At 59.0% G+C, this 13,918-nt stretch carries 12 protein-coding genes; 11 read left to right on the top strand and 1 reads right to left on the bottom strand.

Translation table 11 applies throughout. From position 1 onward, the window contains the following. Positions 1 to 176: 176 nt before the first annotated feature. Positions 177 to 746: a DUF4468 domain-containing protein gene (locus K3G63_RS13475; RefSeq protein ID WP_220614617.1), complete on the bottom strand. Its 570-nt coding sequence runs from the start codon at positions 744 to 746 to the stop codon at positions 177 to 179. An 897-nt stretch (positions 747 to 1,643) separates the two neighbouring features. Between K3G63_RS13475 and K3G63_RS13470 the strand changes: the two genes are divergently transcribed. From K3G63_RS13470 to purF, 11 genes are all read left to right on the top strand, one after another. Further along, entirely contained in the window at positions 1,644 to 1,817 is a 174-nt protein-coding gene (locus K3G63_RS13470; protein WP_220614616.1) for a hypothetical protein, read from the top strand. Between the two features lie 276 nt (positions 1,818 to 2,093). After that, positions 2,094 to 2,957 (top strand): dihydroorotate dehydrogenase, encoded by an 864-nt coding sequence (locus tag K3G63_RS13465; RefSeq protein ID WP_220614615.1) that lies wholly within the window; start codon positions 2,094 to 2,096, stop codon positions 2,955 to 2,957. Continuing rightward, positions 2,945 to 3,706: an orotidine-5'-phosphate decarboxylase gene (gene pyrF / locus K3G63_RS13460; RefSeq protein WP_220614614.1), complete on the top strand. Its 762-nt coding sequence runs from the start codon at positions 2,945 to 2,947 to the stop codon at positions 3,704 to 3,706. The genes K3G63_RS13465 and pyrF overlap by 13 nt, the downstream gene beginning before the upstream one ends. Before the next feature lie 140 nt (positions 3,707 to 3,846). Continuing rightward, positions 3,847 to 4,461 carry an orotate phosphoribosyltransferase gene (gene pyrE, locus K3G63_RS13455; protein ID WP_220614613.1) on the top strand — a complete coding sequence of 205 codons (615 nt, stop codon included), beginning with the start codon at positions 3,847 to 3,849 and terminating at the stop codon, positions 4,459 to 4,461. A 126-nt stretch (positions 4,462 to 4,587) separates the two neighbouring features. Next, positions 4,588 to 7,620, top strand: coding sequence for an AIR synthase-related protein (locus K3G63_RS13450; RefSeq protein WP_220614612.1), 3,033 nt, complete (start codon positions 4,588 to 4,590; stop codon positions 7,618 to 7,620). Beyond that, positions 7,617 to 8,651, top strand: a complete 1,035-nt coding sequence (locus K3G63_RS13445) for a phosphoribosylformylglycinamidine synthase subunit PurQ (RefSeq protein ID WP_220614611.1) — start codon at positions 7,617 to 7,619, stop codon at positions 8,649 to 8,651. Before K3G63_RS13450 ends, K3G63_RS13445 begins: the two co-directional genes overlap by 4 nt. 46 nt (positions 8,652 to 8,697) lie before the next feature. Beyond that, on the top strand, positions 8,698 to 9,630 hold the full coding sequence (locus tag K3G63_RS13440; RefSeq protein ID WP_220614610.1) for a phosphoribosylaminoimidazolesuccinocarboxamide synthase: 933 nt from the start codon (positions 8,698 to 8,700) through the stop codon (positions 9,628 to 9,630). Positions 9,631 to 9,747: 117 nt separating this feature from the next. After that, on the top strand, positions 9,748 to 10,131 hold the full coding sequence (locus K3G63_RS13435; RefSeq protein WP_220614609.1) for a nuclear transport factor 2 family protein: 384 nt from the start codon (positions 9,748 to 9,750) through the stop codon (positions 10,129 to 10,131). Between the two features lie 29 nt (positions 10,132 to 10,160). Beyond that, positions 10,161 to 11,447, top strand: coding sequence for a phosphoribosylamine--glycine ligase (gene purD, locus K3G63_RS13430; protein WP_259404440.1), 1,287 nt, complete (start codon positions 10,161 to 10,163; stop codon positions 11,445 to 11,447). Next, positions 11,431 to 12,147, top strand: a complete 717-nt coding sequence (gene purN, locus K3G63_RS13425) for a phosphoribosylglycinamide formyltransferase (protein ID WP_259404439.1) — start codon at positions 11,431 to 11,433, stop codon at positions 12,145 to 12,147. The genes purD and purN overlap by 17 nt, the downstream gene beginning before the upstream one ends. Positions 12,148 to 12,254: 107 nt before the next feature. Then, positions 12,255 to 13,763, top strand: coding sequence for an amidophosphoribosyltransferase (gene purF, locus K3G63_RS13420; protein ID WP_220614607.1), 1,509 nt, complete (start codon positions 12,255 to 12,257; stop codon positions 13,761 to 13,763). Positions 13,764 to 13,918: the final 155 nt, after the last annotated feature.

Below are 13,918 nucleotides of genomic sequence, written 5' to 3'. Positions count from 1 at the left end.
AGTATGAATAAAAAAGCCGCGCTGCAACGCGGCTTTTTATTTTGCCTTCTGGTACACAGGAGCCTGCTGCGGAAACAACTAGTACTACCGGCTGTGCAGAGAAAACTAGAAAGCGCGGCTTCTTGTGCTGTTACACACTGAAGCCGCGCTGTGCAGGGAATATTCCTCAGTCGGGATTAGTTTTCGCCACCGGCGACACCAACCTGGCCTTCCGCGGGTGTGCTATTCATGTACGAGCGGAAAGACATGGCTGCTTCGCTGGCCAGAGAGTTGGCCTGGGCCGTAACCCGCCGGTCGTTATGGGTGCGGTCATTGGCTTTGTCGGCGCGCAGCTCGCTACGGTATTCGTCAAAGGAGATAACCTGGGCAGGTTGCTTAGGGTCTGGAACTACACGGAAGGAGCCTACGCTATACTCATATCCGTTGTCATTTGCCCGAAATACAAAGTCAAACAGCACGGTTACGTCCTGCTCTTTTCCTTTGCCGTCCACCTTCTTGACCTTACCGGTTCCGGTTACGCGTACCGCGCCGGCACCTTCCTCTGCTTTTAAGCCAGATTTAGGACCGTAAGTAAATTTATTCTGGGTCCAATCGAGGGCGCGGCGGTAAAGGGCGGTCTTGCCGGCTCCCTCGGATGGAACTCGCTCACTGTACTCAATAGGAGCCGGGGCATCGGCTTGGGCCCATACCCCCGGCGCTAGTGCCAGCATCCCGCTTACCAACAAACCTAGTAGCACTTTTTTCATATGAAACTGAGAAGAAAATGAGAAAATCAGGGAAAAAGGCCTGTGGAACAAAGATAATAGGTCCTATTGGGTAGAGGTGAATATGAGCCTATTATAATTATGTTAAGATGCAGGCCTACATACTGGTGAGGAGGAAGTACAGATAGAATGGTAAATTCTCTATCGGTTTATCGGTTCCTATACAGTTAAGGAGAGAGGTAAGTTCCTGGATAGGATATTTCTAACAATAGAGCTTGTTACTTCATTATGAAGCATAGGCACTTAAAGTAAAAAATACAGCGGCTAAAGTTGTTCTTGAAATAGAAAGATGCTGACCATATAGCGTGCAATGTATTGAATAGCAACTAAGTATGCTTTATGCGTAAGTGAAAGGCAAGTGGGAAAAATAAAGTAGACACGTAATGTTTTAGTAACATAAAGTTAACTTAGGTTCTCTTGTCAGGGTAGGAAGGAGTAGTACTTTTGCGACGTGCTTCACCTCAATCAACATCCATTGAAGAAGCGCGGGGCCTTTCACGAAAGCGTCCTGCGAGATGACCGGAAGGTTATTTCGGCTGTTGGGATTTTCGTTTTCTTGGTTTTTAGCATGCTCGCCGCTTCGGTTTTCGAAGCGGTTTTTTTGTGCCTAGTCCGCTCGGCTGGCTTAGCTAATACCTGTGCCCACTCACGCAGTTTCTAAACCTCCAACTCCCATACTCGGTCAACCCATGAACAACAACGCCGGCCTCGGTCAGCAGATGGTAGCCGCCGCTCCTGCCGCCACCCGCAACGTGAACCTGAGCACGGACCCCAAGCGCATGGCCAGCACCAAAGTATGGGACGCCATGTTCCGCACTGCTGAAGTTCTCGAAGCTGAAAGACTTCAACTGGTGCCTCGATTTTCACAAGGAGCACGATGTGAAGCTGCACTCGGCTGCTGGCGTAGGCATGGCTCGCGTGGCCCGGTTCATCCTCGATCAGAAAGATATCCCGGACAGCGTACCCTTCCTGATCAACCACGACAACGTACTCTTCTTTTCCGGCAAGCGCCCGGTTCATGGCTGGGCGCTTTGCTTTAAGGAAGAAGCGTAGCTACTGTTTTCAGGACAGTTACTCAATTAGCTCAAAACAACCCGTTCCCACCCAACGGCGGCAACGGGGCGGGGTGGTGCAAGGCAGCGGGGTGATAGTAAATCAGGGGGGATTCTGACGTATGTCGGTCCGCGAATTGGCCACCCCGTGTTTTAGGGCTTTACAAATACGAATGCTGCTTCGGGCTGCGGCTAGGGGTAGCACACTCATCTGATTTTGCTGGTTGCCCAGGGCTTTGGCCGGGCGCAACCAGCAAAATCGTAACGTTTTCAACCTATGCAACTCGGTAACCTCACGCTGCAAAACCCTGTGTGCCTTGCGGCCGCGCCCTGGCAGCTAGATGGCACGGGCTACGAACGGCTGGGGGGTATTTTTACCCGCACCGTCACGATGGAGCCAAAGCCCGGACTCTATGAGGAAGGCATTTGGCAGGTCGCCGACCAGACATTGCTCAACGCCACCCACATGCGCACCGAAAGCGCCGAGATTCTGGTGCAGGAACATCTGCCTAACCTGCGGCGCTACGGTGTGCCCGTATTCGTAAGCATCACGGCCCCGGGTATCCCTGGCTTTCGCAAGATTGCCCGCTTCCTGGCCCGTGAGGCGCACGACCTGATAGCTGGCGTGGAAGTATACATGGCCCAGCCCGACACTGGGAAAGGCGAAGAGCTCAGCGCCCACTTTGTGCGCGAAGCCACGCAGGCCGTGCGCAACGAGTTAGGCCCCGAAGCCGCAGTAATTGTGAAGCTACCCCCATGGCCGGAGCACATACGGGGCTTGGCGTTAGGGGCCCAGCAGGGCGGCGCTACCGCCCTGGCTGCCACGAACCTGCTCAAAGGCTTACACCTGCCGGACGATGCTACGGCAGCCCCGGTAACAGGCGGCCTCTCTGGCGAGGCATTGCGGCCGGTAGCCCTGCGCTGCGTATGGGAGCTAGCTCACGATGAAAGCATTAGCCTACCTATCTTTGGAACAGGTGGCGTGTTCACGGCCAGCCATGTCACAGACTACCTGCGCTGCGGCGCCAGCGCTGTGCAAATTGCCAGCGGCGAGTGGCTGGAACCTGGTATTTCGGCACGCCTGGCAGTAGAGTGCGCCCACCTTCAACCCGAAACTGTTTCGTCAGAATGGAAAAACTAACCCAACGAGTTCAGCACGCTAATTCTCTGCTTTGTGTCGGTCTTGATCCGGTGGGGGAGGATGCGCAGGTAGCGCGCCGCCTGGCTGAGGTTATTGACCAGACCAGCCACTATGCCGCGGCCTTCAAGCCTAATCTGGCCTTTTTTCTGAGTCGGGAAGACGGGGTGAAGCTCCTTCGCGAAACGGTGCAGCGCATCCCCGAAAGCATTCCGGTGATTCTGGACGGTAAGTTCGGCGACATTGCCAACACCGCCGACCACTACGCCCGCTTCGCCTACGATGTCGTCGGAGCCGATGGAGTAACGGTGAACCCCTACATGGGCGACGATGCGATTGTGCCCTTCGTCCGCCCCAGCAAGCTGGTGTTCGTGCTAGCCAAAACCTCCAACAAGCCAACTCATTCCCTGCAAGACGTAGCCCTTACCCGCGGCGGCACCCTATCCGACTGCGCAGCTCGCGTAGCGCGTCAGCTGGATGAAGAGCACGGTGGTATCGGCCTGGTAGTAGGAGCCACCAACGCCGAAGCTGTAGCCCGGATGCGCAGCCTCACGCCGGAGCAGTGGTTCCTGGTACCAGGTGTCGGCGCCCAGGGCGGCGACCTGCAGGCCACGTTGAAAGCTGGCCTGCGGCCTGATGGTTCGGGACTCCTTATCAATACGTCGCGGGCCCTATGGCAAGCGCAGGATGCCGGTGCAGCAGCCCGGGCGTTGGTAGAACAGATCAACCAGTTCCGTCCGGTAGCGGTATAGTGTAGAGACGCAATACTTTGCGTCTCGTCGAACAGCCTGGACCGCGCCGAATAAACAACATCAGCAACGACGAGACGCAAAGTGTTGCGTCTCTACATCGTTCAGCGTTTCATATACCTCAATATAATAGAGTCCTACTCTTGACTTCCCCCCAAACCACCTTCGCCTCCGAAACCCTGGAGCAGCAACTGTTGCAGGAAGACGCCCTGCTGCGCGGGCACTTCCGCCTTTCCTCCGGCCTGCATTCCGACACCTACGTGCAGTGCGCCCGGTTTCTGCGCCGGCCGGACTTGGCGGCACCGGCGGCAGCAGAGCTGGCCCGGCAGATTCAGCAGGCGGGGTTGCAGCCCGATGTAGTGGTAGGGCCGGCTATGGGCGGTGTGGTGATTGGCTACGAGCTAGCTCGCCAGTTAGGCGTACCAGGCATCTTTACGGAGCGGGATGATACGGGGCAAATGACCTTGCGGCGAGGCTTTACCATTGAGCCAGGCCAAAAAATAGTCATTGCCGAAGATGTGGTGACTACCGGCAAGAGCACCAAGGAGGTAGCTCGGGTATTGGAGGCACTAGGCGCAAAAGTTTTGGCTGTAGCAAGTTTAATTGACCGTACGGGTGCCCAAGCTGAGCTAAGTTTTCCGAACTTTGCCCTGTTGCCGGTAACGGCGGCCACCTACGCACCCGATGATTGCCCGCTTTGCCGGGCAGGTATTCCGGTGGTGAAACCCGGCAGTCGGCCGGAAAAAGCGTTTTCTTAAACCTACTCAGCCAGCAAACGGCTACTGAGCAAGGCATTTTCGGCGTACCCTGCGCGGGTATGCTTCCTCACGCGGGCACCTTCGCCCAGGCGTGGGAAACCCGAAAAATAGATAACCATCCTCCTTTTGGACGCTACCCAAAGAACCATACAGCTTCTGCTCAAGCCCGGCCAACACGATGGCGAGGGCCACCGTGTAGCCGAAGCTGCCCAACGCCACCTCGGCCTCTCTACCGGCCGGGTGCAAAGCACCGCCCTCTACACGGTACGCTACCCCCTCTCGGGCGAGCAACTGCGCGACTTCGCCACCCACTGCCTCCAGGACCCGGTGCTGCACGATGTGGCCCTCGACGAGTTCCGCCACGGCGCCCAATACAAAAGCTACATCCTGGTGGCCAAGCTGCCCGGCGTGACCGACGACGAAGGCATATCGGCCCAGAACGCCCTTGGCGACTTCCTGAACCAGCCGCTGGACACGCATACCCAGCACATCTTCAGCAAACGGCTCTACTTCCTGGAGCACGAGCTGCCGGAGAGTAGTCTGCGCCGCCTGGCCGAAGACCTGCTCGGCAACAAAATGATCAACCGCTTCGAGGTCGGCCCCATAGCCCAGATTCGCGACTACACGCCGCGGCCGGGCGGTGGGGCCGAATCTATTACGAACACGGTGCCGCTGGTTGGCCTTTCCGATGAGGAGCTAGTGAAGCTGTCGAAAGACAACCTCTACGCCCTGAACCTGGAGGAAATGCGCGCCGTGCGCGACCATTACACGAGCATTGCCGAGGAGCGCCAGGCCGCGGGCCTACCCCAGGACCCCACCGACTGTGAGCTGGAAATCATAGCTCAGACGTGGTCGGAGCACTGCAAGCACAAGGAGTTCAGCGCCGTTATCAAGTACCGGGACGCGGACACCGGCGAGGAGTTCGAAGTGGATTCCTTGTTCAAGACCTACATCAAAAACGCTACCTCGGAGGTAGACCGCCAGCTCCGCGCCAATGGCAACGACTGGCTGATTAAGGTGTTCAGCGACAACGCCGGGGCCGTACGCATCAACCCCGAGTCGTTGTTCGTGTGGAAGGTAGAAACCCACAACTCACCCTCGGCCATTGACCCCTACGGCGGAGCTATTACCGGCATCCTGGGCAACAACCGCGACCCGCTGGCTACCGGCATCGGGGGGGCGAAGCTGCTGTTCAACACCAACGTGCTGTGCTTCGGTAACCCTGAGTTTTCGGGCACCCTGTTGAGCAACCAGCTGCACCCGCGCCGCATTTTTGAAGGTGTGCGCAAGGGCATTGAAGACGGTGGCAACAAGTCGGGGGTGCCGACGGTGAACGGGGCCATTGTATTCGATGACCGGTATGCTGGCAAGCCGCTGGTGTACTGCGGCACCGGCGCCGTAATGCCCATGCAACTCGCCGGCCTTGACTCGTGGGAGAAGAAGATTGACGCGCAGGACCGCATCATCATGGCTGGTGGCCGGGTGGGCAAAGACGGTATCCACGGCGCTACCTTCTCTAGCATTGAGCTAGACGAAACCTCGCCCGCTACGGCCGTGCAGATTGGCTCGCCGATTACCCAGAAGCTGGCCATGGATTTCCTGATCCTGGCTACCCGCCGCGGCCTCATCAAGTGCAGCACTGACAATGGTGCGGGCGGCTTGTCTTCCTCCATCGGTGAGCTGGCTACCATCAGCGGCGGCGCCGTAGTGGAGCTGGAGAAAGTGCCCTTGAAGTACCCTGGCCTGCGCCCGTGGGAAATCTTCGTGTCGGAGTCGCAGGAGCGTTTCTCGCTGGCCGTGGAGCCCGCGAAGATGGCCGAGCTGCTGGCCCTGGGCCAGGAAATGGAAGTGGAACTGACCGACATCGGCTACTTCACTTCGGATGGCAGCCTCGATGTACGCTTCGACGGTGAGTCGGTAGCGCGCATCGATATGGAGTTCCTACACAACGGCGTGCCGCGCAAAGTGCTGGAAGCCGAGTGGACCAGACCTACCGCCCAGGAGCCCGCCCTACCCGCTAACCTCGACTATACCGACGTGCTAGGCCGCCTGCTAGGCAACCTCAACATCTGCTCCCGCGAATCGGTAATTCGGCAGTACGACCATGAGGTGAAGGGCCGCACCATCATCAAGCCGCTCATGGGTGCTACCGGCCAAGCGCCGCAGGATGCCGCCGTGGTGCGTTTCAACTTCGAGAGTTGGGAAGGGGTAGCCGTGAGCAACGGTATCCTGCCCCGCTTCGGTGATATAGACGCCTACGATATGTCGGCCGGCGCCTTTGACGAGGCCGTGCGCCAGATTGTAGCGGTAGGAGGGAAGTTGCCCAACCTAAGCTACGGCGACGGCAACTTCTGGTCTGTGAACGACAACTTCTGCGTGCCCGACTCAGTGTACGACCCCGCCACCAACCCCGATGGCAAGCACAAGCTGGCCAAGCTGGTGCGCATGTGCCAGGCCCTGCGCGATGCCACGGCGGCCTACTGCATTCCGCTCACCTCGGGCAAGGACTCGATGAAGAACGACTTCAAGGCTGATGGCGTGAAGATTTCGGTTCCGCCTACGGTCCTGTACTCCATGACTGCCAAAATCGAGGACGTCCGCCGCACCATCACCTCCGACTTCAAGCAAGCCGACGACGTGGTGTACCTGCTGGGCGAAACCTACGACGAGCTAGGCGGCTCGGAGTTCTACCAGCTCTTCGGCGAGCTGGGTGCCAACGTGCCCAAGGTTCGGTTCGAGGAAGCCAAAGCCCTTTACACGCTGATGGGCCAGGCCAACGACAACGGCCTCATCCAGTCCTGCCATGACCTGTCAGATGGCGGCCTAGCAGTTGCCTTGGCGGAAGCTACGTTTGGGCATGGTTTCGGTGCTGATGTGGAGCTGTCTGCAGGCTTGCCAGTGCACATACAGCTATTCTCGGAGTCGCACTCCCGCTTTGTAGCTACGGTGGCCCCGGAAGATGTAGTGGCCTTCGAGCAGCACTTCGGCCCGCGCGCTACCCGCCTTGGGGTAGTAAAGCCAGACAGCCAGCTCACAGTGCGCCACGGGGGCCAAACGGTCATTTCAGCCAGCACGGCGGCCCTGCGCCACGAGTGGACCAACGGCCCGGTTAATCGACTTATTGGCTTCGGCCAGCACGAAGCGACTCAGGTATCATGAACGAACAACCCAAACTGCCGGACCTGAACACGCCTCCGCGGCCCCAACTAGACCACGGCGGCCCCGTCACGGACGCGAACGGCAACCTGCAGGTGCTCGGTTTCAAGAGCGTGGACGCCGGCCACGAAACCACTCAGCCCCTAGGGCACTCGCAGGCGGCCACCCCATTCAAGCCCCAGGTTAAGGCTCTCATCCTGACGGGCTTTGGCATCAACTGCGAGGAGGAGTTTGCCGCTGCCTACCAGTTGGCTGGCGCCGAGCCGACCATTGTGCACCTGAACCAGGTGCTGCACGGCCACGTCAGCATTCACGACTACGACATCCTGAACTTCCCCGGCGGTTTCAGCTTCGGCGACGATCTAGGCTCCGGCGTGGTGCTGGCCAACAAGCTGCGCTACCGGAAAAACGCCGAGGGCCGCACCCTGCTCGACGACATCAAGCAGTTCATTGCCAATGGCAAGTTCGTGATGGGCATCTGCAACGGCTTCCAGGTGCTCGTGAAGCTGGGCTTGCTCCCCAACCTGAGCGGCAACGTAACACCCGAAGTAACCCTGACGCACAACGCCTCGGGCCGTTACGAAGACCGTTGGGTACGCCTGAAAGTCAACCCGAACTCGAACTCGCCTTTCCTGAAAGGCATCGAGAGCATGGAAGTGCCCGTACGCCACGGCGAAGGTCGCCTGATCATCAAAGGCGAAGAAACCCTGGCTGAAATCGAAGACCGGGCGCTGAATTGCCTGGCCTACACCGATTTCGACGGTTCGCCGACGGACGTGTACCCGCACAACCCCAACGGTGCCGACCTGAACTGCGCCGGCCTGACCGACACCACCGGCCAGGTATTTGGGCTGATGCCCCACCCCGAGGCCTTCCTCTCGCTCTACAACCACCCCGACTGGGCCCGGCGCAAGCGCCAGAACCCCGGCTTGAGCGAGGAAGGGGATGGTCTACGCCTGTTCCGCAACATTGTGGAGCACGTGCAGAGCCAAACCGCCGCCCTTCCCCAGGAAGCCAGCCAGTTTTCATCCTAGACACTCAGTATTGCGCTGACCTAGCGGCCGGCTGCTACCTCGTCGTATGAACACCCTCAACCACTTCGATACCCCCCAGCTCGAACTCCTGCACCGCGGCAAAGTCCGCGACTCGTACCGCGCGCCTTCCGGTGAGCGTCTCATCGTGGTAACCGACCGCCTGTCGGCCTTCGACTCGGTGCTGGAAACGCCGGTGGCCCACAAAGGGGCGGTGCTGAACGGGCTGGCGGCTTTCTGGTTCGATAAAACCCAGCACATCATCCCGAACCACGTGATTTCGCTGCTCGACCCGAACGTGACGCTGGCGAAGGAGGCCGCGCCGATTCGGGTGGAGATGGTAGTGCGCAACTACCTCACAGGCTCCATGTGGCGCGGTTACCAGCAGGGCCAGCGCACCTTCTCGGGCGTGACCGTGGCGGACGGCCTGACCAAGCATCAGAAGTTTCCTGAGCCCATCGTAACGCCGACCACCAAAGAGGAATCGGACCGCGAGATTACGCCGGAAAACCTGGTGGCAGAAGGCTGGGTGACGGCGGAGCTATACGAGCAGATGCGGGTGAAGGCCCTGGAGCTGTTCAACTTTGCCTCGGCGTGGATGGCGGAGCGCGGCATCATTCTGGTGGACACCAAGTATGAGTTTGGCCTGCTGGATGGAGAGCTGATCCTGATTGACGAAATCCACACGCCCGATTCGTCGCGGTTCTGGAGCGCCGAGGACTACGCCAAGAACCCCGAGGCCGTGGAGCAGATCGACAAGGAGTACGTGCGCCAGTGGCTGATTGCCAACAAGCAGGACGGCCAGTATCCCCGCGCCCTCACCCCCGAAGTTTCCGCCGAAGCCACCCGCCGCTACCTTGATATCTACGAGCGTATCACGGGTGCCCCGCTGTCCACCGGCAACGAAACCACTGCCGGCGGCGACGTACAGGCCCGCCTGGTGGGCAATCTGGTGCGCGCTGGTATCATGAAAGATGCCTGAACTCGTCGGTGATTGTGCCTTCAGCTACCCCAGCCTTGCAGTGATACTCCCCAATAACGCTGCTCAAGGCCTACCTACACGAACAGCCCAGCCACGAAATCCAGCAGAATAAAGTCAATGGACGTTGCGAAACGGAAACAACTAGTGCAAGACTACATCGAAGCGTACAACCGCTTCGATGTAGACGGTATGCTGCGCCCTCTGCACGAGGAAGTCGTGTTCCGTAACGTTTCCAATGGCGAGGTAACCCTGACTCTAAGCGGCAAAGAAGCTTTCTGCCAGCAGGCGCAGCAAGCCTTGCACTACTTCTCCCAGCGTGAGCAGCGCGTCACGGAGTGGCAACTAGCCGACAACCGTGCGGAAGTGCTTCTGGACTACTCCGCCGCTGCCGCTATCGACTTTCCTAATGGCCTGAAAGCCGGCGACACGCTACAGCTGCAGGGCAAGTCCGTTTTTCAGTTTGCTAACGGTCTGATTGTTTCCATTGACGACATCAGCTAGACGCATCGTACGCCTAACTCCCTATTCCTTTGAGCACCAGTAATAAACCCATAGTACTCCTTGGCGGCGGGGCCCGTGAACACGCTATGGCGTGGAAGCTGACCCGCGACGGGGCCACCGTGCACGTACTGCCCGGCAACGGCGGCATTCCAAACAGCCACTCCGAAATCAGCGCCACCGACTTTCCTGCAATCCAGAGCTTCTGCGAAGCCAATGGCGTGAAGCTGATTGTAGTGGGGCCAGAGGCCCCGCTGGCCGCCGGCGTCACTGACTATTTCGCTGAAACGGACATCCGGGTGTTCGGACCGAGCCGGGCTGGGGCCACATTGGAAAGCTCCAAGGTGTGGTCGAAGGACTTCATGCGGCGGCACGGGGTAGCCACGGCCCAGGCCTGGCAATTCCGCAGCGACAAGCTGGAGGAGGCTCGCGCTAAAGCCACCGAGCTGGAAGGGCAGGTAGTGGTAAAATACGACGGCTTGGCTGCCGGCAAAGGCGTGTACGTGTGCTCTTCAGTAGAAGAAGCCCACGCGGCCCTCGACGACTTGCAGCAGCAGCACACCGGCTGGTTTAGCTTTTTGTTGGAAGAAAAGCTGACCGGCCCCGAAATCAGCGTTATTGGCGTAACGGATGGCAACCGGGTGCGGCTGCTGGCCCCGTCCCAAGACCACAAGCAGCTGCTGGCCGGCGACCAAGGGCCCAACACCGGTGGCATGGGGGCCTACTGCCCGGTCCCGTTCTGCGACGACAACGTGCTGGCCGCCATCCGCACCAGCATTGTAGATCCTACCATTCGAGGGCTGCAGAACGAGCAATTCGACTTCAAAGGCTTCCTGTACTTCGGCGTCATGCTGACACCTCAAGGGCCTAAGCTGCTGGAATACAACGTGCGCCTCGGCGACCCGGAGGCGGAGGTGCTGCTGCCGGCTCTGGAAAGCAGCCTACTGGAGCTGATCGAAGCTACTCTGGACGGCAAGCTGCAACAAACTGTGGTACGGCAGCGCCGCGGCTACTACGTAGGTGTGGTGCTAGCCTCGGGGGGCTATCCGGCGGCTCAGTTTCCTACCGGCTTTCCCATTACGGGCCTCGACCAGCTCCACCCCAGCATGCTAGCCTTTCACGGTGCCACCAAGCGTACCGAGCAGGGCGAGCTGATAACTAGTGGTGGCCGGGTGATGGTACTGGTAGGGCACGGAGAGGAGCTGGAAGATGCTGTGAATCACGTCTATCGAGAAGCGGAAAGAGTTAAATTTGAGGATATGTACATCCGAACCGATATCGGCCAGCGGCCGGAACCTACCCTTGCAGGCAACTGGTAACCATAGCATCCGCAAACAACGCCTGGCCATTTTACTGTCGGGTCGGGGCTCCAACATGGTAGCCTTGGTAGAGGCTATGCAGCACGGCGTACTACAGAATCTGGCTGAGGTAGCCGTGGTGTTCAGCAACAAGCCCGATGCCCCCGGCCTGGAAACAGCCGCGGCCCTGGGTTGCCCCACGGCCAGCCTGAGCAGTCAGGGCCGCAAGCGGGAGGAGTTCGATGCCGAAGTAGCAGAAGTGCTGCGCGGTTACCAGCCCGACTACGTGGTGTTGGCCGGCTACATGCGCATTCTGTCGCCGACGTTCATTCGGGCGTTTGCGGGGCGCATTCTCAACATTCACCCCGCCGACACCCACCAACACCAGGGCCTGCACGCCTACGAGTGGGCTTTTGAAAATCAACTGCCGGAAACCAAAATAACGGTGCATTTGGTTGATGAGGGCCTAGATACTGGTCCCATCCTCGCGCAGCATCCTGTTGACTTACAAGGTGCTGCTACCTTGGCGGAGGTAGAGCGCCGCGGCCTGACCGTGGAGCATTTCCTTTACGCCGATACCCTAGCCCGCCTCTTTCGGGGCGAGCTACCTGCCCTTTCCCCCGCAACAGCTGCTACAACGGCTGTATCTCCCCCCACCCTCGAGCCTCCGGTGCCTTTCTCCGCTGCATTGTCTTCGCAAGAAGAGGCAGCTAGGAGCTAGGTCTATTCTCCGCTTCACCCCACCACTGCCGCTAGGCGGTGCTGGTGGTACACTCACCACCCCGGTAGCAGGTTTTATCGCCCACTACCACCTTCCCGATACTTCCCATGTGCGGAATTGTAGGTTTTTACGGCCCTGATGACGTCGCCCACGACATCGTATTTGGTTTGACGGCGCTCCAGCACCGCGGCCAGGACGCGGCCGGCATAGCCACCTTCGACGATAATTTTCACCTCTGCAAAGGCAACGGGCTGATTTCGGATGTGTTCAAACCCAAGCAGCTCAAGAAGCTGAAGGGCAACATCGGTATTGGCCACGCGCGCTACACCACCCAGGGCTCCAATGACGCCGAGCTGGCGCAGCCGTTTACCACCAGCTACCCCTTCGGGCTGGCTATGGTGCACAATGGCAACGTTATCAACTTCCGGCAGGCTGCCAAGCGCCTGCATGAGAAATACCACGTGCTGCCTAAAACCAGCAACGACCTGGAGCTGATCATGTACACCTTCGCCTCGGAGCTGCGCCTGAAGAACCTCGATAACCTCTCGGTTATCGACATCTTCGATGCCGTAGAAACCACCCAGGAGCTAGTGAAGGGCGCCTACGCCACCATTACCGTAATTGCCGGACACGGTTTGCTGGCCTTCAACGACCCGCTGGGCATCCGGCCCCTAGTACTGGGTTGCCGCCAGACGGAGAAAGGCCCGATCTATGCCTTTGCCTCCGAAAGCACCTGCTTCGACTACCTGGGCTTTGAGTTCATCAAGAACGTAGGGCCGGGCCAGGCGGTGTTTATCGATAAGGACTTCAAGGTTCACTACAAGAACCCCTACGCGCAGCCCAAGGCGTTCTGCGTGTTTGAGCACATCTATTTCGCCCGCGAAGACTCCGCCATTCATGGCCGCCTGGTGGCCCGGGAACGGGTGCGCCTGGGCAAGATGCTGGCCAAGAAAGTCATCGAGTCGGGTATTCAGCCCGACATGGTCATTGACGTGCCCTCGTCGGGGTACTTTGCGGCTTCCGGTCTGGCCGAAGCCATTGGTGTGCCCTACCGCCGGGCCCTGGTGAAAAACAACCACATGGGCCGCTCCTTTATTGTGAGCAGCCAGGCCGGCCGCGAGGACATCGTCAAGAAGAAGCTCAACCCCATCCGGGAGTTTGTGGAGGGCAAGAAAATTGCCGTGGTTGATGACAGTATCGTCCGCGGCACTACCTCGCGGCGCATCGTGCGCATCCTGCGCGAGGCCGGGGCCACGGAGGTGTACTTCATCAGCAGTGCCCCGCCTATCGTCTCGCCCTGCATCTACGGCATCGACATGGCCATGAGCACCGAGCTGATTGCCGCTAACTACACGGAGGAGGAAATCTGCCGCTACATCGAAGCCGACAAGGTTATCTACCAGTCGATTGAAGACTTGCAGGAACTGTTCTCGGAGGAAAAAGGCCATGGCGGCAACTGCTTTGCCTGCTTTACCGGCCACTACCCCACCGGTGACGTAACCAAGTACCTACGCCACATCCAGGAGGAGCGCCAAAGCCACCGCGCCGACAAAAAAGGCGACGCCAGCGCTGTGCCTTCCGTCAGCGCCAAGGCCCCCGCGCCCACTGAGCATTAGAACGCAGTATGCAGAACAGCTTAGAGCTAGGCTAGAAACTAGTTCCCCTCCTCAGCTGAGGAGGGCCTAGGGGTGGTTGACCATTCGTTGAGCATCTGCTAGAAGCTATTCTAAAACTGTTCCAGGTCAATCAAACACTCCTAGCTCCTCCTCAG

This window comes from Hymenobacter sp. HSC-4F20 (assembly GCF_019599275.1).
In the GTDB taxonomy this organism is placed as follows: domain Bacteria; phylum Bacteroidota; class Bacteroidia; order Cytophagales; family Hymenobacteraceae; genus Hymenobacter.
Note: the sequence above shows the minus strand (reverse complement) of the source record. Positions and strands in the feature narration are given on the sequence as shown.